Here is a 17,131-nt window from a genome sequence, read left to right as displayed (position 1 = left end):
AGTAACGATAATGCGGGTGAAAAACCCGCACGCCGAAAGCCCAAGGTTTCCTGCGCAACGTTAATCGGCGCAGGGTTAGTCGGCACCTAAGGCGAGGCCGAAAGGCGTAGTCGATGGAAAACCGGTTAATATTCCGGTACCGGGTGTAACTGCGATGGGGTGACGGAGAAGGCTAGGTCAGCCGGGTGTTGGACGTCCCGGTTTAAGCGAGTAGGCAGATCCTTTAGGCAAATCCGGAGGGTCAATGTCGAGACGTGATGACGGTGTCTTGGTTCGCCAAGACCGAAGTGATTGATGCCACGCTTCCAAGAAAAACCTCTAAGCTTCAGGTTACATCTGGCCGTACCAAAACCGACACAGGTGGGCAGGATGAAAATTCTAAGGCGCTTGAGAGAACTCGGGTGAAGGAACTAGGCAAAATGGTACCGTAACTTCGGGAGAAGGTACGCCCCTGGTACGTGAAGTGACTTGCTCATGGAGCGGAAGGGGGTTGCAGTGAAACGGTGGCTGCGACTGTTTAATAAAAACACAGCACTCTGCAAACTCGAAAGAGGACGTATAGGGTGTGACGCCTGCCCGGTGCCGGAAGGTTAATTGATGGGGTCAGCGCAAGCGAAGCTCTTGATCGAAGCCCCGGTAAACGGCGGCCGTAACTATAACGGTCCTAAGGTAGCGAAATTCCTTGTCGGGTAAGTTCCGACCTGCACGAATGGCGTAACGATGGCCACACTGTCTCCACCCGAGACTCAGTGAAATTGAACTTGCTGTGAAGATGCAGTGTACCCGCGGCTAGACGGAAAGACCCCGTGAACCTTTACTACAGCTTTACACTGGACTTTGAATTCGCTTGTGTAGGATAGGTGGGAGGCTATGAAGCCGGGACGCCAGTTCCGGTGGAGCCAACCTTGAAATACCACCCTGGTGAATTTGGAGTTCTAACCCAGGTCCGTGATCCGGATCGGGGACCGTGTATGGTGGGTAGTTTGACTGGGGCGGTCTCCTCCCAAAGCGTAACGGAGGAGCACGAAGGTGCGCTCAGCACGGTCGGAAATCGTGCACAGAGTGTAAGGGCAAAAGCGCGCTTGACTGCGAGACAAACACGTCGAGCAGGTACGAAAGTAGGTCCTAGTGATCCGGTGGTTCTGTATGGAAGGGCCATCGCTCAACGGATAAAAGGTACTCCGGGGATAACAGGCTGATACCGCCCAAGAGTTCATATCGACGGCGGTGTTTGGCACCTCGATGTCGGCTCATCACATCCTGGGGCTGTAGCCGGTCCCAAGGGTATGGCTGTTCGCCATTTAAAGTGGTACGCGAGCTGGGTTTAGAACGTCGTGAGACAGTTCGGTCCCTATCTGCCGTGGGCGTTGGAGATTTGAGGGAAGTTGCTCCTAGTACGAGAGGACCGGAGTGAACGAACCTCTGGTGTTCCGGTTGTCACGCCAGTGGCACAGCCGGGTAGCTATGTTCGGACAGGATAACCGCTGAAAGCATCTAAGCGGGAAGCCCCTCCCAAGATGAGATCTCCCTGGGACTGCGAGTCCCCTGAAGGGCCCTGGAAGACCACCAGGTTGATAGGTGGGGTGTGGACGGTCAGTAATGGCTGAAGCTAACCCATACTAATGGCCCGTGAGGCTTGACCATATAACACCCAAACCGTTTGGGTGATGACACAAACGCCGTGTACGTTGTCCGAGTGAAGAGCTAAAAAATAAAAGCTCGACTCAAACCAGTTTTGCCTGGTGGCCAGAGCGAGCGGGAACCACCCGACCCCATCCCGACCTCGGAAGTGAAACCGCTCAGCGCCGATGATAGTGCAGATCCCTGTGCGAAAGTAGGTCACCGCCAGGCACCTCCTACCCAAAGCCCCGTCGCCTAAATGGCAACGGGGCTTGTTCTTTTGTCGCTGCTCAGTGTCATTGACACGAGACCGTCTATCGGTGACGCCAATGTATTGTTAGCTAAACTATCGACGCGATGCATTCGTGTGGCTGCTGACAGGCGATGCAGTCACACTTACCTCCATCGCAGCGAGTTGAGCATTCGGGTGTGAACGTATAGGGATAAAAGGTATCGCTATTAGCGCAGTTGATCGGATAAATGCTGTTCAGGGAAGATCGATGTTTTTCATTAATTGACCGGTCCATACTCCTTCCCCAAATTTCTTACACTATAGTCGTTTCAAGCTTCGCCCAAATTGGCAAGCATTGTTACCGGCGCGGAATTTTGTCGCATTTCCGGATGCTGCCGCGCGAGATGTATTGCAGACAAAAAACCCGGTCGAAGCCGGGTTTTCTGCGTACGCCGGTCGTCTCGAATACCTTGATCAGCACTGCTCCACAGTTATTTTGTTTGTTGCTCAACCTCTTTTTTGGTCTCCTCATAAGCATCATAAGGCACGCTAGACATTTCTCGACCTTTCAACAAAAGAACTCCAACAATCACCACGATAATCAATCCGCCAATGTAGAACCAGAAATAATCTTTCTTAGGTTGTTCCGGCTGCCCTTGTCCTGGTTGTTGTGCCATCTTGCTAACCTCCGCTGGTACAAAAAAGAAAAATTGATCACACCCAATTGCTCGGTATGCTGCACTCGGCTTGCTCACGTTGACAGAGACTATTACCCTACGGAATTCGCTGCGACGCAACTAAGTAGAATTGCTTACAGGACGCCGAAGAAGTAGGGAAAAGCTCAACTACTTCGCTTTTCGCTTAGTCCTTCGAAATGCGCGATCCGGAGCCAATGGCTGGAAGAATTTCGCTCGAGCCCGCAACGTGGGTCGTTCCGGGGCAGCTAATCGGCTGAAAACATCGAATAAAGGCCGTAAGCCAGTCCCACCCATGCCAGAGTTCGTACGATTGGCAGCCCCAAAAGAACCAAGCTACAGATGACAACCAAGCTCAAACCGCTCCAGGTGCTCTTTTCCGTTAGCCGATTCACAAGCCAATGGGAGGGGGCGGATTCAGATCTTCTTTCTGCCATGGTTTTTCTCCTTGTGCTGTATTTAAGCTCAGATCGAAACTTGAGCTTGGCGCCGCATTAAGAGCCTATCCCAATAGGCCGGTGGCTCGCCAGGTGATGATGCCCAGTGTCAGATGCAACAGAGCGAGATAGGTATCCGCCCGCTTTTCCCAGCGGATGAGAATGCGCCGAAAGCGGTTCATCCAACTGTGCGTGCGCTCTACGACCCAGCGCCGCGCTGCGAATCCCGCGTCCCGCTTGATCGCTTGGGCCTCCTCGCCGCGGGTTCGAAGGTGGGCCGTGAACCCGAACGCGTGGACAATATCCCGCACCTCGTCATAGTCATACCCTTTATCCAAACATAATCCTTGGGGCTGTTCCGGGGTCGGTTCGGGCCGCTGGGCTTGAACCGCCGCCAGCGTCGAACGGACCAGTTTCATGTCGTGGCGGTTGGCACCCTCGACCACTACGGCCAGTGGGATTCCATCCGCCTCGGTCAACAGGCTGCGCTTGACCCCCTGTTTGCCCCTGTCCGTCGGATTTGGCCCCGTTTTTTTGTGCCGGCCAGGGGCGCCTTGGTCGTGGCGCCATCCAGGGATAGCCAACTCCAGTCGATGCCCTTGAGCCGCTCGTATTCGAGCAACCCCTCCTGCCAGAAACGCTCGAAAATACCCGCCTCAACCCATTCCAGGAACCGGCGGTGGGCACTACTGCTGGAGCAGATCCCCGTCGCATTCAGGGCATTCCATTGACACCCGGTACGCAGGACGAACACAATCGCATTCATCGCCACACGGTCGTCGACCCGGCGACGATGACATCCCAGGGGATGCGGCTTGGGCACGTGCACCGGAAGCAGGGGTGACATCTTTTCCCATAAGGCGTCGGGAATCCGCCAGCCATCGTCTTCGGTAATGAGTCCCATGGGTCTTCTCCTCGGTTACCGGTTAAAGACGCTTATTATCGCCTATTGGGATAGGCTCTAATACTACAGTCGCAGTTATGGTGGACGACCACGACAGCGGCGTCGGTAATGGCACTGCCTGGCGCGCCACTGATGACGGCGCCGCCAGAGTGACCAGGCCAGCACATGCGCCGCCTCGGGACGCCGGGTCCAGAGCACGTGGACCAGCAAGCGGCGGACTTCCGGGGCAGTAAATGGGATCAAGCCGGCCTCAGTGCCCCTTTTTTCGCTTGGGTGCTCATAGCCACCAAGAACGCCTGGGCCAGCAGCGCCAAGGTGATATGCCGATGCCAGGCGTCCCACGTCCGTCCCTCATACTCGTCCAACCCACAGTCCTGCTTGGCCCTCTCGAAGCCCACTTCAATGGTCCACCGTCGCCCGGCGACCTGAATCAGGGTCTCCAGCGTCGTGCCCTCCCGCGGGGCAAACGCTACGTAATACGCCAGCTTGCTCGGATCCTCAAGACTCCGGCGCACCACCAGCCAATGGCCCCAGGCCCGCTCCTCAGCGGTCGGTTGCCACCGCCACAAAGGCTGCCACGCCCAGTCGTACTCCCGTGGCCCCTTGGCACCGTCTCCGGCCGAGTGCCGCTGCCACGCCGAAGCGGGTAGTTCGGCGGCGAGTTCCTGCGCCGGCCGATACACCGGACCATCACGCCACAACGGCACGTTACAGGCCACCCCCAGCACAAACGGCTGGCGCCGTTGCTCCAGCCAAAACCGCAGCCGCCGATCGCCCCCATACACCTCATCACCGGTCACCCAGCGGCACGGCACACCGGCGTCCAACGCGCGTTCGATCATCTCCAACGCTAACCCAGGCTTGGTGCGAAACGTCACCCCTTCAGGCACGTGCGCCTCGGCGCGGCGATGGGGGGCGGCGGCCCACTCCTTGGGCAGGTACAGTGCCCGATCGAGAAAAGCCGCCCCGTGCACACTGGCATAAGCGAGAAAAACGCCGACCTGGCTGTTCTCGATGCGGCCGGCCGTGCCACTGTATTGGCGCTTGACTCCGACCGAGTGCGTGCCTTTCTTCAAAAAACCCGTCTCGTCCACCACTAACACCGCCTCTGGATCGGCCAACCGCTCCACCACGTAAGCCCTCAGGTCATCCCGTACCCGATCGGCATCCCACTCAGCGCCATTCAACAGCCGCTGGACGCCATCCGGGGTCCGCTCCCCCAAGTGCTCCGCCAGCTGCCAGCCGTTCTTGCGCGCGACCGGACTTAACAGCCCACGCAGATACCCCAACGCGCGTTGCCGCGGTTCCGCCCGCCGAAAACGCGAGCCAATCCGCGCATGCAGTGCGGTCAGCTCCGCGTCCCACTGTCGTATCGAGTCTTGCATGGCAGTCTCCTCAGTCGATTACCATGCTTGTTAGACCTAAATAAATGCGGCTGTAGTACTAAGAGCCAATTTTGAAAATTTCGGGCGTCCATTTAGGGCAAAAATGCGAAAGGCGTAAAGAGACGGGAAGGAATATGCAAAGCAGCAAACCAAACCGGATTTCCGGAAACCCACGTACAAATAATCACCTCGTACGACCCTTTCGCAATTGTAAATATGACCTCGGCTAGTCAAGGTAGTTGCCCGAGCGTTTCACCTCATGAATACGAAAATGCTCTGATCGGATCTGCTTTCGACATCGGATACAAGAACTTAGTGAAGCTACCGATGTCACTTTAGATGAGGCAATGCATCGCTTTTTAGGGATGGAGCTTCACGATCCTCAATCTGAAAGGAGATAAGCTTATGAAAAAGCTGATTGCCGTTGGCCTAGTTTGGCTTTCGCTCGCCTTCGGTGGCTGTCAGAACGAGACAACTCCAACCAGTCCCGGCGGTCCCGGTGGCGGCAGCCCAGCCGAGCCGCAGCCAGGACAAGCTCCAAGCGAGCGTTAGTCCGAATCGTTGAGTTTCAATTGAAAAAAAACAGAATTCACCGCTTTGAGACCTGCTGTTTACAGCGGGTCTTTTTTTGCCTATCGATATCAAGGATAGAGAGTTCTTATACCCGAGAACTTATTAAAATTACTTCGCCAGTTATCTGGCGAGCTTATGCCGGAAGCAATGGTGGCAGTCAGGGCATCTGAAGATCAGTAGCCGGCGCCGGACCATCATCGGCAGGCTGGGGCCGGGGTGCGGTGTCGCGCACTTTTTCCCCGGCGGGCGGATTTCTGCCGAAGGTGTTGTAGAAAGCCGAGCGTGACCATGGTCAGCAACGTGTGATGATGAGTGATGAGGTTTGATAATGAGATTGAGTCCATCAAGGTGGTGTAAATTCCGAGGGTGAACCCAGTGTCGGTTATGTGTTGGTTTAAGCGGGCAGTGCCGCGAGGTCGGCGTTCCCCGGGGCCAATTAGACCGTGCAGATAAACCGGTGCCAGTGCTGCCGGGATTCATGTCCTAACGTATCCCAAAAGGGAAGCAGTCAATCCGCTATTTCCTGTTCCCAATGCGTATCCATAACCAGATCAACCGGATGGTTGAATCAAAAATCTGGCGAAGTAGTGCTAGGAGATATCGGATTGGCGTATAAGAATCTGCATGAACTGCCTTTGCACTCGCTAGGTCCAACTTTACGTCCACGGGTTCGGCAGGATCACCGTGTGTCTTTAACGTAGTAGGGTTGTTACATTGAATTCAGCCGACTCAATCCGAGGAGACCGGACATGGCTAGTCTGCACAAGTCCATCGAGATCGATGCGCTGGCACAGGTCGCTTACCACCAATGGTTGCAGTACGAAGAATTTTCCGAGTTTATGGACAACGTCCAGGAAGTCCGCCGTATCGATGACACGCATCTACGTTGGCGCGGCGTGATCGCCGGCAAGCCGATAGAGTGGGTTACTGAGGTTGTCGAGCACGTGCCGGGAAGGCGCATCGTCTGGCGAAATTCGGAAGCTGCCGATACTCATGGCGTAATTATGTTCGAACCTCTGAATATGGGGCGTACCCGGATGACTTTGGACATCGAATACCAACCCGAAAGTCTGGAAGAAAAGATCGGCGACGTCCTCGGCATAGCGGAGGCTAACTTGGAGGATGATCTTCAGAACTTCAAGGAATTCGTCGAATCTCGTGGCAGATACACTGGGGGTCCAGACCCGAACTCCGTCAGTCCGGCCTGATTCTGAGGCTAATCGTATTATTGACCGTGCTGGTGATGCTCTACCGGGTCGGAGCGCGAAGTCGACGCCTTTGCGAGACCGCGGTGACATGTTTGTCCGTGCGCGGTCACGCAAAGGCCCCAAGATCAGTAGGCTGTCGATAAATTGATCCGCCGACCTATATTACCGTCGAGAGAAATCCGAACGTGAGCAGCGTCTTATTTCCTTCCCGGCCAACGCTTAGGGCCGAGAATAGGTAATAATCGTGATAGTCGTAGAGCTCCAAATCGTGCTCAACTGTAAATGAACTGGGTATGCGGTCGAGTTCGATTGCTTTCGTAAAGTGCTCTTCTTTAGCGGGATTATTCAAGAGCATTAGTTCACCGACAATCAGCGCGACGCCCAGAGCCAAACGCCGTAATTTTTGTTTTTCGGTGCCGAAACGGGTGAGCGTACCGCATTTTCGACATTGAAAAAGTTTTTCATAGTTTCGGTGGCCACATTCTTTGCATTCTACGAGGGACATGCACTCAATACCTCAAGCCAAACAAACAGCAAAATTTTTCCTCGTTCGTGAGGAATACCGGCCAGAATCCGCAGAAGGCTAATGAGTTAGCGGAAGCCGGCGACACGCCAGTTTAGCAGGAATGTAGACGCTATGTGGCACTGGGAGGGTTATTACGACCGCGACGAAGTGCAGCGCCCATTCGGACGCACGTAATGTATGGTCGCTGGCGGCTGATATTCAGCTGTGATGAGTTGTGGGTAAATTCCGCAACGACTGTACGCTGGGCAACAGCCGCTGGACGGGCAGCGGCTGCCAAATAAAGGTTCGAAGTCCCCGCGTCTAGACAGGGGGACGGCGGCCCATCAAGAAAAAGACCAGAGCTAAGATCAGTCCGACAACGAACAATATCCAAGCGATATTGACCGCCGTGCCGGCTATGCCGCTGAATCCCAGAAGGGCGGCGATAATGGCGATGACGAGGAAAGTAACTGCCCAACCTATCATGGCATATCCTCCGTGGTTGGTTATTGCACTTCACCGGGCGATGAAATGTGGATGCAATAAATAAGACAAGCGTAAGGCCCGCTTTGCTCAATCGATATCTTTCCGGCACGTGGCCCCGTTCTGACAGAAATCATGCGATAAGCCGACGAGGCCGACCGAGTCGGTACGGTCGGCCCCTAAATTCGGGATACCGCTGTTTGCACCTCATCAAGCCGATTCGCCGCCTTGGCGGAGATCCGTCGGTTTTCGGTGATACCCAAGAAAATGTCTCGGAACATCACGTAATTCACGGCGATCCAGAAGCCTTGAACGATGGGAATGAGCGGATACAGCCCGAATGCTGTGAAAACCAGTACGCTCGCAAAAGAAAAGGCGGCTATCATGAGAATCGAGCTCCGATTCAGCGCGGCGCCATGTTGTCCGTATGCGAGCGCCCTGATGAAGCCTGCACCTAGACTCCGCAATGGATAAAGAAAGCCGAGGCCGACGGGTAAGATCATTGCCCATTCGATAAGATTATTTCCGCTTTCTTCATAAACGTGCGCGAGTTGCGTCGACAAATCGCTTTCACCGTAAGTGTTTGCCGTTTTGGCAGAAACGACTCGACTGCTCTCATTGGCCACGGCTGCCGCTTTGCTGGCGGTGATAGCCATGTTCAGGGGAATGGTCGTCAGAAACACGAACATGCCTACCTGAAAGGCGAATTTGACTGCGTCGCGGAACAGCGAACCGAAACGCGAGCTCATTCCTATCCAATCGGACTCATGATCCACCACCACCGCGAGATTGAACCCGAGCGCGAGTGTCAGATATCCCGCAATCGGTTCCGCAGCGCCCGCGGCGCCGGTAACCAGGCAGCACACGGTCATTACGGCAATCCATACCGGCCATTTCCGCGAAACCAGCTCAAACCCCTGCTTGATCCAGTTTCGCCACGCATCGGGAGACGCCTGTCTGGGTTGGATAAAACCGTTCGCCATGAATAAACCTCGCGCAAGAGCATCGTAGAAAATTGGCGGCACAGTTTACAACACGCCTGGCCCGGTCAACGACGTGGTAACACAGTATTGTTAATTGGTGATCGATCGGCATTCCGTGGTGGCGCTCCAGAGCGGCGTCTTGCAATTCACCAAGGCTGGGTCAACGAATTTCGCGTGCCATGCTTGGAGAAAGCGGCCTGTCCTCGCGACGAAACCGCAGATTTGTGTTCGCGCGATCGGCGGCTTCGGAGCCGAAGTATATTTCGACGCTCGATAGTTCATGCCTATCGGAACCGATTCTTTCAATCTCGCGCATTTGTCCTTTCACCTCTCGCGTGATGATGGGGACAATCGTGGCCGAAACGCCGACAGTAATTACCAACCTTATCCGTTCGCAACCGGTGCAATTGTGATCGTGCGTTATTACCCCGCGGAATTGCCCTCCCGGTGCGGCCGATGTTCGTCATTGCATCGCAGCGGAAAACAGCGCCGACAATATTGCCCGATATCTTGGAACGCAGCGGTTTGGTCCAATGACATATCTACCTCTGTCTCAGATAATTTACTAATAAGAAAAACACTGTTTCGCAAATGAGGAAATCTGTGTCGGAACGGAAGCACCTGTAGCAACATCGAATCACAGAAGAACAAGAGGGCAGGTCCGTAAGTCTGGATTTACTTACAGAGTTGTAATCGTTCTCGAAGTGGTGTGTCACCGGGAACAGAGGATTTACACGGAGGATAGGGATATGATCATGCGCAAAAAAGCGATATCGATTTTGTTGGCCGGATTATTTTCTGGCACTGTCTATAGTCAAGAAGGACAGGGACCGTTTGTCGCGAATTTGACGGGCCAGGAAGAGGTTCCGCCAGTCGAGTCCACAGTCCGGGGGGTGGGAATCTTTACCCTCAATCAGGATTCGACACAATTAACTTACCACGTCAGCGTGCAGCAATTGCAACAAGTCGACACCGAAGATGGGACAAGACTGACCCAGGCGCATTTGCATTGCGCTCCACCGGGGCAAGCCGGTCCGATAGTCGTAGACTTGTTGGGAATGGTCCGAGGTGGCTTAATTGCACCACTTGAACTTAGAGCAACCGTGTCGGATGCCAATATCGTTCAGGAGGCGGACCAAATGACTGCTGAACAGATGGGCTGCTCGACTACAATTGGCACCCCGATCACCAACATGTCTGAGTTGATTCAGGCCATTCAGGCCGGAAACATCTATGTGAATGTACACTCGGAGCAGAACCCCCAAGGGGAAATTCGCGGCCAGCTCACATCCATCACCGTGGGTGCACAGCCGCCGGGTGCACAGCCGCCGGGTGGACAGCCGCCGGGTGAACAACCGCCGGGTGAACAACCGCCGGGTGAACAACCGCCGGGTGAACAACCGCCGGGTGAACAACCGCCGGGTGAACAACCGGCTCAGTAGTTGGGCCGAGAGGAGCGAAGTGAAGAACGATCGCTTGTCGGCAAAGACCGCAATCCATCGGATTTGGTCGGCGGGTGAATTCGAGCATAAAGCTCAATGAGCCTGACGATTTAACCGACCATCAGCCAACGCGGAAACTGTCCCTCAATTTTAACCGTTATCTTAAAAAGGCCTGCTTCCCGGCAGGCCTTTCTTTTTGGAAGTCTTCACTTGGAAGACCTGCTCATTCCTACTCACGGCTTCAGCACGACCTTGATGCATTCGTCCTGCTTGTGCTTGAACATCTCGTAGCCCTCGGGCGCATCGTCGAGCGGCATCTGATGCGTAACGATGAAGCTCGGGTCGATCTCCCCGTTCCGGATTTTCTCGAGTAGCGGCTGCAGATAGCGTTGCACATGGGTTTGCCCGGTCTTGATGGTCAGCGACCGGTTCATGACGGAACCCATGGGAAACTTGTCGATAAATCCGCCGTAGACTCCTGGAACCGAAACCGTACCCCCGTTGCGGCAGGCCATAATGGCCTCGCGCAGCACGATGGGCCGGTCGGTCTCCAGCATCGTCGCCTGCTTGGCGCGGTCGTAGGCGTATTGAATGCCGTGTCCGTGCGCTTCCATGCCGACGGCATCGATACAGGCGTCCGGTCCACGGCCTCCGGTCATGCCCATGAGCGAATCGTAGACATCGACCTCCTCGTAATTGAGCGTCTCCGCCCCCCCTTGTTCACGCGCCATGCGCAGCCGATCGGGGAAACGGTCTATCGCGATGACCCGCTCTGCGCCAAGCAGATAGGCGCTCTTGACGGTGAGCTGGCCCACCGGTCCGCATCCCCAAACCGCCACGGTATCGCCGGGCTGAATGTCGCAGGCTTCCGCCGCCATGTAGGCGGTTGGGAAGATGTCGGAAAGAAACAGAACCTGCTCGTCGGTAAAGCCGTTCTCGATTTTGATCGGGCCGACATCGGCGAAGGGGACTCGCGCATATTCGGCTTGCCCGCCGGCATATCCGCCGACCAGGTGCGAATAACCGAAGATTCCCGCCGGCGAATGCCCCCAGAGCTTTTCGGCCATCACCGCGTTCGGGTTGGAGTTTTCGCATAGCGAATACTGCTTTTTTTGACAGAAGAAACAGTTGCCGCAAGAGATGGGAAAAGGGACCACCACGCGATCGCCGACCTTCAGGTTCTTTACGCCCTGTCCGACATCGACGACTTCGCCCATGAATTCGTGGCCGAGGATGTCGCCCTTTTCCATCGCCGGGATGAAACCGTCGTAAAGGTGTAAATCGGAGCCGCAGATTGCGGTCGATGTGATTTTTACGATGGCATCGCGTGGGTTGAGAATTTCCGGATCGGGTACCTGTTCCACCCGAAGATCGTTCTTGCCGTACCAACAATTCGCTTTCATGACAGTGTTCCTTGTCCGAATCGATGAGCCGCTGAGCGCTATGAAAACGGGCGGCGGAATTTAGTGTCACGTTTGGACGATTTCGTCGTACTTTCTCGACAGGCTGCGAGCCCGCCCCGCGGGTTGCCCCTCGGTGGTTGCGATCTCGCCGGTTTCCATGAGCTGCTTCAAGCGGTGCAAGTCCACGGCGATTTGCTTCTCGGGCGCTTCGCCGAACAGCCTCGCGATCTTGGCGCCGATGATGCCGCCCGGCGGCCGATAATCCATCTCTATCTTGACTACCGTGCCGCGTCCGCCCGGTGCACGCTCGAAGCGTACCGACCCGACATTGTCCACATCCGCGCCTTCGAGCGAGCGCCAGGCAATCAATTCGCTCGGCCGGTCTTCGATCACTTCCGAATCCCATTCGACATGCATTCCGGCAGGTGCCTTTGCAACCCAATGGGAACGGCCCGGTCCGATATCCCGCACGGATTCGATGTGATTCATGATGCGCGGAAGGCTCTCGAGATCGCGCCAGAACCGGTAAATATCCTCGGCCGGGCGGTCAATCGTGATGCTTTCCCGCACATGGATGGTGCCACTTTTGGTTCCGGTGCTCTGGCTCAGTTGTTCACTGCCGATGATGTCCAGGGCCGTCACGCCGGCTACCGCTGCCATGGCCGCCGCCGCTCTGCCGCGTTTCGGGTTGTCTTCGCCCAGAGCCGATCCGAGCAAAGCCAGGTCCAGCGCGTCGCCGGCAACCCGCGCCTGGAGCCAATTGGGATTTCCGGGCTGCATGAGTATGCCGATCCCGGTCGCGATTTCGCGAAGTCCGAACAGTTGCACAATGCCGTGCCGACCGTCGAGGCCGACCATATCGGCGACTTTCCTCGGTGCCGCGACTTCGGCAAGGCCCAAACCGATACTGAACCAGCCTAAGCTTTTCGCCATTTGTTTCTCGTCCATAGCGTTCCGCTCCTCTGATTTTCAGGTTCGCCAGGGATGTTCCGGTAGATCGGACACACCGATCACCTCGCACCCAGCCATTGCAACCCTGTGATCATTCTCGACCGTACTGCCGCTCGCTCCGATAGCGCCGATCAGAACGCCATCGGCATTCACAATAGGGAGCCCGCCGGGAAAGGTGATCAAGCCCTCATTGGAAACCTCGATTCCATACAACGATCCTCCGGGCTGCGACATCTTGCCGATCTCGCCGGTCGGCATGCCGAAGAAACAGGCAGTCCGTGCCTTTCGGATCGCGATGTCGATGCTGCCGACCCAAGCGTCGTCCATCCGGGCAAACGCCTTCAGGGTTGCGCCGGAGTCCACCACGGCGATGCAACTGCGTGCGCCGATTTCCTCGGATTTTTTAAGTGCTGCGGCGATGGCGCGTTGTGCTTCTTCATAGCTGACGTGCATGGCTTTTCCCTCCGTCGATTCGTTAAATCTGTTCGACAATCCGAACAGTGGGGCGTTGCGCCTACAATGCGGGAAAACGGGCAAGTTTGCGGCTGATCATAATGCGGGAAGCGACGGACCGGAGCGGACCTTCGGCAGTTTAAATGCAGGCAGGCGTGGAACGATTGGCACCCTCCGCGATGCGCTCGGTCTAAGGTCCTATGTACGGCTGATCTCCAACTTGGGTTAGCCGAACATGAATTTCCACGCTAAAGAAGGAGGGCTTATGTCTGATGAGTTGGCACAAATAGCCGCGCGCATGGTTGCGCCGGGCAAGGGACTGCTCGCCGCAGATGAGAGTACCGGCACCATCGAAAAACGATTCAAGAAGCTCGGGATCGAATGTACCGAGGAGTCTCGTCGGGACTATCGCGAGATGCTGTTTACCGCGCCGGAACTGGAAAAATACATCAGCGGCGTGATTCTGTACGACGAAACGATTCGCCAGCGCGCATCCGACGGCAAGCTTATCCCGGAACTCCTCGCCGAAAGAGGGATCATTCCCGGCATCAAGGTGGACAAAGGCTTGGTGGACTTGCCGTTCTTTCCCGGCGAACGGTTTACCCAGGGGCTCGACGGACTCGCGGGTCGGCTGGACGAATACCGCCGGATGGGGGCGCGCTTCGCCAAATGGCGCGGGGTAATCGCCATCGGCGAGGGCATACCCACGTCCCAGTGTTTGCGCGCGAACGCCGAGTCGCTGGCTCGTTATGCCGGACTCTGTCAGGTCCATGGGCTGGTGCCCATCGTGGAGCCCGAAGTGCTGATGGACGGAGCGCACGATATCAAAACCTGCCGATGGGCGACCGAGGCGGCACTGCATGAGGTTTTCGATGCGCTCACGCGTTACCGCGTCGGGTTCAAGGACATGATCTTGAAGCCCAACATGGTGCTATCCGGCGCGGACTGCCCTCGTCAGGCGCCGCCTGAAGAAGTTGCCGAGATGACGCTGGCCTGCCTCAGGCGAACCGTACCGGTGGCAGTCACCGGCATTGCCTTCCTGTCCGGCGGCCAGAGCGATACGGTCGCCAGCGCCAATCTCAACGCGATCAATGTGAAGGCCCAGGCCCTGAAAACGCCTTGGACGTTGACCTTCTCGTTCAGCCGGGCCTTGCAGGCATCGCCGATGGCGATCTGGCGCGGCCAGGCGGAAAACAAGACCGCAGCCCAGCAAGCTCTCATCCGGCGTGCACGCTTCAACGGAGCCGCGGCGTTGGGGCAATACGATCCTGAAATGGAGCAGGCGGCGTAGCGACAGTCGTTGGTTCATCAGTTCGATGGGCCAAGACGCAGCGTTGCGGCCGCTTGGGCGTATTGAATGCTTCCCGAGGAGAGACTGAAAGCATTATCGCCTCAAACCTGGCGGTCCGAGTCGTTCCGGCGGTAAACGTTAGCCGACCAAAAACGAGTTGACTGCAAGATCGGCTCGTGGTCTATTATTTCCGTCAGTTCTGAAAATTCAGATAAAAAGATATGAAACTCACGCCGGTCATGGAAAAATACGTTCTGCACTGGGGGGAAATGGGGTCGCGATGGGGCGTCAATCGCACCGTGGCGCAGATTCACGCTCTGCTGTACCTCGCCGGGAAACCCTTGACCGCCGACGAGATCGCCGAAACTCTGGGGGTGGCGCGCTCGAATGTGAGCACCAGTCTTAAGGAGTTGCAGAGCTGGGGCCTGGTCAAGCTGCTCCATGTCAAAGGCGACCGCCGTGATCATTTCGAGGCCCTCTCGGATTTGTGGGACACTTTTTTCGCCATTGCCGAGAACCGCAAGCGCCGCGAGTTGGACCCTACGCTGACCGTACTCCGGGAATGCGTCCTCGACGCCAATGAGGACGAAAGCGGGCCCGAAGTGCAGCGCCGTATCGAGGCGGTGGCCAAGTTCCTGGAGCGGTTGCTTTCTTGGTACGACCAGATACGGCGCTTGCCGAGGCCGGCATTGATCAAGTTGCTGGATCTGGGCGCCAAGATCGAGAAATTGTTGGGCTCGAAGAGCTGAATTTTTTTGCCCTTATGTTTCTGTTAAGACTGAAATATCAGAAATTAAAGGAGATCGCGATGCGAGTTCTTGTGACCGGAGCTTCGGGATTTATCGGACGCCATATCGTGCATGCGCTGGCGAGGGATGGGCATGAGGTGATCGCGGGGATGCACCGAGCATCGCCTTTCCGTGATGCGCCGGGAGTCCAATCGATTTCCATCGACTTTGCTCATCTTTTGAAGTCTGTCGACTGGCTGCCCCATTTATACGGGGTCGATGCGGTGATCAACGCGGTCGGGATCATTGCCGAGCGTCGGAACAGCCGGTTCGACGACGTGCATCGCGATGCCCCGATAGCCTTGTTCGAGGCGTGCCGCCGGGCCGGCGTGCGGAAGGTCATTCAAATTTCCGCTCTGGGTGCAGACGATTCGGCGTTCAGCCGTTATCACCTCAGCAAAAAGGCCGCCGACGATTTCCTGGCGACGACGGATCTCGATTGGTCCATCCTTCAGCCTTCGCTGGTGTTCGGACCCGGCGGGCAGAGTTCGGCTCTCTTCTGCGCGCTCGCGGCCCTGCCGGTCATCCCGTTGGTCGGCGACGGCGGGCAGAAGATTCAGCCGGTACACGTGGACGATCTCACGCGGACCGTGCTGCGGCTGCTGAAATCCGGTGCGCCGGCTCGCCTGCGGCTTCCCGTGGTCGGGCCGGAGCCCATGACATTGCGCGAGTGTCTGGGCGTGCTCAGAAATTGGCTAGGCTTGGGGGAAGCGCATTTCATTCCGATTCCCTATCGCTGGCTGTTGGCCATTGCCGACCGGCTCGGCGCGATGACGGCGACTCCTTTCAACGGAGAAGCATTGCGCATGCTTCAGCGGGGCAATACCGGGGACCCGGACATTTTGTCCGCCCGCCTGGGGCTTCGTACCGAAGGCTTGGCATCCGCTCTCCGAAATCGACCCGGCACGTCGGCCGAACGGATCTACGCCCGGCTGTTCTTTATCATCCCGGTCCTGCGGTACGCTTTGGCGCTGCTGTGGATCTGGTCGGGGCTGACCTCAGCGTTGTTTTTTCCGGAGAGCGAAAGTCTCGAGCTTTTGGCGGCCACGGGCATTACCGGTTCGGCGGCTCCTTGGGTGCTGTACGGTGCCGCCTCCCTGGATGTCGTGCTCGGAGTCGCTCTGCTGACGCGTTTTCACGTGGTCCTGGTGGGCCTACTTCAGCTCTTGGCGATGCTCGCTTATACCGCGGTCATCACCGTAAGCTTGCCCGAATTTTGGCTCCATCCCTTCGCGCCGATCGCGAAGAACATTCCGATTCTCATCGCTACCTTGGCGATTATGGCCGCGGAGAAACGCTGATGGACGTCCTGATCATCAAATGGGTTCATATTCTGAGTTCGATGTTCCTGTTCGGCACCGGTATGGGAACCGCCTTTTTCAAGTTCACCACCGACCTCAGCCGCAATGTGCAGGCGATGGCGATCACCAACCGGCGTGTGGTGCTGGCCGATTGGCTGTTCACGACGCCGACCGTCGTCGTCCAGCCGGTCTCGGGGTTCGCGCTTGCGGCGCTTTACGGTTATCCGCTGGATTCGCCGTGGCTGGTCGCGTCCGTGCTGATGTATATCATCGCCGGGGGCTGCTGGCTGCCGGTCGTGTACCTTCAAATCCGCATGCGAAACGACTGCGACCGGGCGCTTGCCACCGGCGAGCCGTTGCCCGAGCGTTATTGGCGAGATCTGAATAAGTGGTTTTGGCTGGGGGTGCCGGCCTTCATCGCCATGCTCGCTACGCTGTATCTGATGGTTTGCAAGCCGACATTCGTTTGAAAAGGGG

The 17,131-nt window shown here is 56.6% G+C and carries 15 protein-coding genes and 2 rRNA genes (1 of these 17 only partly in view); 8 read left to right on the top strand and 9 right to left on the bottom strand.

The genetic code is table 11. The features are described 5' to 3' along the window. A 23S ribosomal RNA gene (locus ACR2R1_RS14275) occupies window positions 1-1,644 on the top strand (it extends 1,247 nt beyond the left edge of the window). Window positions 1,645-1,738: 94 nt separating this feature from the next. Continuing rightward, window positions 1,739-1,851: ribosomal RNA gene (gene rrf / locus ACR2R1_RS14270) — 5S ribosomal RNA — on the top strand. 492 nt (window positions 1,852-2,343) lie between these two features. Here the strand turns inward: rrf and ACR2R1_RS14265 are convergent. The 3 genes from ACR2R1_RS14265 to ACR2R1_RS14255 form a co-directional block, all read right to left on the bottom strand. Beyond that, complete coding sequence (locus ACR2R1_RS14265; RefSeq protein ID WP_077732818.1) at window positions 2,344-2,529, bottom strand: hypothetical protein; 186 nt, start codon at window positions 2,527-2,529, stop codon at window positions 2,344-2,346. Window positions 2,530-3,049: 520 nt separating this feature from the next. Continuing rightward, window positions 3,050-3,888 (bottom strand): IS5 family transposase gene (locus ACR2R1_RS14260; protein WP_139841180.1). Its coding sequence is split into 2 segments (ribosomal slippage): window positions 3,050-3,522 and window positions 3,522-3,888, totalling 840 coding nucleotides; the frame shifts between segments, so codons are not numbered across the junction. A 239-nt stretch (window positions 3,889-4,127) separates the two neighbouring features. Then, on the bottom strand, window positions 4,128-5,273 hold the full coding sequence (locus ACR2R1_RS14255; protein WP_434110624.1) for an IS701 family transposase: 1,146 nt from the start codon (window positions 5,271-5,273) through the stop codon (window positions 4,128-4,130). A gap of 1,322 nt (window positions 5,274-6,595) precedes the next feature. On the opposite strand from ACR2R1_RS14255, the gene ACR2R1_RS14250 reads away from it, so the two are divergent. Further along, complete coding sequence (locus ACR2R1_RS14250) at window positions 6,596-7,054, top strand: SRPBCC family protein (RefSeq protein WP_434110622.1); 459 nt, start codon at window positions 6,596-6,598, stop codon at window positions 7,052-7,054. A 157-nt stretch (window positions 7,055-7,211) separates the two neighbouring features. Here ACR2R1_RS14250 and ACR2R1_RS14245 read toward each other — a convergent pair whose 3' ends face one another. From ACR2R1_RS14245 to ACR2R1_RS14235, 3 genes are all read right to left on the bottom strand, one after another. Then, window positions 7,212-7,559, bottom strand: a complete 348-nt coding sequence (locus tag ACR2R1_RS14245) for a hypothetical protein (RefSeq protein ID WP_133718036.1) — start codon at window positions 7,557-7,559, stop codon at window positions 7,212-7,214. Window positions 7,560-7,880: 321 nt separating this feature from the next. Beyond that, complete coding sequence (locus tag ACR2R1_RS14240; RefSeq protein ID WP_077732814.1) at window positions 7,881-8,045, bottom strand: DUF1328 domain-containing protein; 165 nt, start codon at window positions 8,043-8,045, stop codon at window positions 7,881-7,883. A 176-nt stretch (window positions 8,046-8,221) separates the two neighbouring features. Then, a complete protein-coding gene (locus tag ACR2R1_RS14235; RefSeq protein WP_077730803.1) occupies window positions 8,222-9,025 on the bottom strand; it encodes a hypothetical protein in 804 nt (267 codons plus the stop codon). 749 nt (window positions 9,026-9,774) lie between these two features. On the opposite strand from ACR2R1_RS14235, the gene ACR2R1_RS14230 reads away from it, so the two are divergent. Further along, window positions 9,775-10,467, top strand: a complete 693-nt coding sequence (locus ACR2R1_RS14230) for a CHRD domain-containing protein (protein WP_347258843.1) — start codon at window positions 9,775-9,777, stop codon at window positions 10,465-10,467. Between the two features lie 233 nt (window positions 10,468-10,700). Here the strand turns inward: ACR2R1_RS14230 and ACR2R1_RS14225 are convergent, their stop codons facing one another. The 3 genes from ACR2R1_RS14225 to ACR2R1_RS14215 all read right to left on the bottom strand — a co-directional run bounded on the left by ACR2R1_RS14225 (window position 10,701) and on the right by ACR2R1_RS14215 (window position 13,274). Then, window positions 10,701-11,870, bottom strand: a complete 1,170-nt coding sequence (locus ACR2R1_RS14225) for a zinc-dependent alcohol dehydrogenase (RefSeq protein ID WP_434110619.1) — start codon at window positions 11,868-11,870, stop codon at window positions 10,701-10,703. A 66-nt stretch (window positions 11,871-11,936) separates the two neighbouring features. Continuing rightward, window positions 11,937-12,818 carry an SRPBCC family protein gene (locus ACR2R1_RS14220; RefSeq protein ID WP_434110617.1) on the bottom strand — a complete coding sequence of 294 codons (882 nt, stop codon included), beginning with the start codon at window positions 12,816-12,818 and terminating at the stop codon, window positions 11,937-11,939. Window positions 12,819-12,839: 21 nt separating this feature from the next. Next, window positions 12,840-13,274, bottom strand: coding sequence for a GlcG/HbpS family heme-binding protein (locus ACR2R1_RS14215; protein WP_077730808.1), 435 nt, complete (start codon window positions 13,272-13,274; stop codon window positions 12,840-12,842). Between the two features lie 265 nt (window positions 13,275-13,539). Between ACR2R1_RS14215 and ACR2R1_RS14210 the strand changes: the two genes are divergently transcribed. The 4 genes from ACR2R1_RS14210 to ACR2R1_RS14195 all read left to right on the top strand — a co-directional run bounded on the left by ACR2R1_RS14210 (window position 13,540) and on the right by ACR2R1_RS14195 (window position 17,124). Beyond that, complete coding sequence (locus ACR2R1_RS14210) at window positions 13,540-14,565, top strand: class I fructose-bisphosphate aldolase (RefSeq protein WP_077730809.1); 1,026 nt, start codon at window positions 13,540-13,542, stop codon at window positions 14,563-14,565. Between the two features lie 221 nt (window positions 14,566-14,786). Continuing rightward, complete coding sequence (locus ACR2R1_RS14205) at window positions 14,787-15,314, top strand: GbsR/MarR family transcriptional regulator (protein WP_086133436.1); 528 nt, start codon at window positions 14,787-14,789, stop codon at window positions 15,312-15,314. A 59-nt stretch (window positions 15,315-15,373) separates the two neighbouring features. Next, entirely contained in the window at window positions 15,374-16,654 is a 1,281-nt protein-coding gene (locus ACR2R1_RS14200; protein ID WP_434110615.1) for an NAD(P)H-binding protein, read from the top strand. Continuing rightward, complete coding sequence (locus tag ACR2R1_RS14195; protein WP_077730812.1) at window positions 16,654-17,124, top strand: DUF2269 family protein; 471 nt, start codon at window positions 16,654-16,656, stop codon at window positions 17,122-17,124. The genes ACR2R1_RS14200 and ACR2R1_RS14195 overlap by 1 nt, the downstream gene beginning before the upstream one ends. Window positions 17,125-17,131: the final 7 nt, after the last annotated feature.

It is taken from the genome of Methylocaldum sp. GT1TLB, assembly GCF_051027445.1.
In the GTDB taxonomy this organism is placed as follows: domain Bacteria; phylum Pseudomonadota; class Gammaproteobacteria; order Methylococcales; family Methylococcaceae; genus Methylocaldum.
This window is presented reverse-complemented; position numbering and strand designations above follow the sequence as displayed.

Excerpts from the sequence above, each read along its gene's own strand:
- ACR2R1_RS14265 (WP_077732818.1), bottom strand. The coding sequence starts at position 2,529 with ATGGCACAACAACCAGGACAAGGGCAGCCGGAACAACCTAAGAAAGAT.
- ACR2R1_RS14255 (WP_434110624.1), bottom strand. The coding sequence starts at position 5,273 with ATGCAAGACTCGATACGACAGTGGGACGCGGAGCTGACCGCACTGCAT.
- ACR2R1_RS14250 (WP_434110622.1), top strand. The coding sequence starts at position 6,596 with ATGGCTAGTCTGCACAAGTCCATCGAGATCGATGCGCTGGCACAGGTC.
- ACR2R1_RS14245 (WP_133718036.1), bottom strand. The coding sequence starts at position 7,559 with ATGTCCCTCGTAGAATGCAAAGAATGTGGCCACCGAAACTATGAAAAA.
- ACR2R1_RS14240 (WP_077732814.1), bottom strand. The coding sequence starts at position 8,045 with ATGATAGGTTGGGCAGTTACTTTCCTCGTCATCGCCATTATCGCCGCC.
- ACR2R1_RS14235 (WP_077730803.1), bottom strand. The coding sequence starts at position 9,025 with ATGGCGAACGGTTTTATCCAACCCAGACAGGCGTCTCCCGATGCGTGG.
- ACR2R1_RS14230 (WP_347258843.1), top strand. The coding sequence starts at position 9,775 with ATGATCATGCGCAAAAAAGCGATATCGATTTTGTTGGCCGGATTATTT.
- ACR2R1_RS14225 (WP_434110619.1), bottom strand. The coding sequence starts at position 11,870 with ATGAAAGCGAATTGTTGGTACGGCAAGAACGATCTTCGGGTGGAACAG.
- ACR2R1_RS14220 (WP_434110617.1), bottom strand. The coding sequence starts at position 12,818 with ATGGACGAGAAACAAATGGCGAAAAGCTTAGGCTGGTTCAGTATCGGT.
- ACR2R1_RS14215 (WP_077730808.1), bottom strand. The coding sequence starts at position 13,274 with ATGCACGTCAGCTATGAAGAAGCACAACGCGCCATCGCCGCAGCACTT.
- ACR2R1_RS14210 (WP_077730809.1), top strand. The coding sequence starts at position 13,540 with ATGTCTGATGAGTTGGCACAAATAGCCGCGCGCATGGTTGCGCCGGGC.
- ACR2R1_RS14205 (WP_086133436.1), top strand. The coding sequence starts at position 14,787 with ATGAAACTCACGCCGGTCATGGAAAAATACGTTCTGCACTGGGGGGAA.
- ACR2R1_RS14200 (WP_434110615.1), top strand. The coding sequence starts at position 15,374 with ATGCGAGTTCTTGTGACCGGAGCTTCGGGATTTATCGGACGCCATATC.
- ACR2R1_RS14195 (WP_077730812.1), top strand. The coding sequence starts at position 16,654 with ATGGACGTCCTGATCATCAAATGGGTTCATATTCTGAGTTCGATGTTC.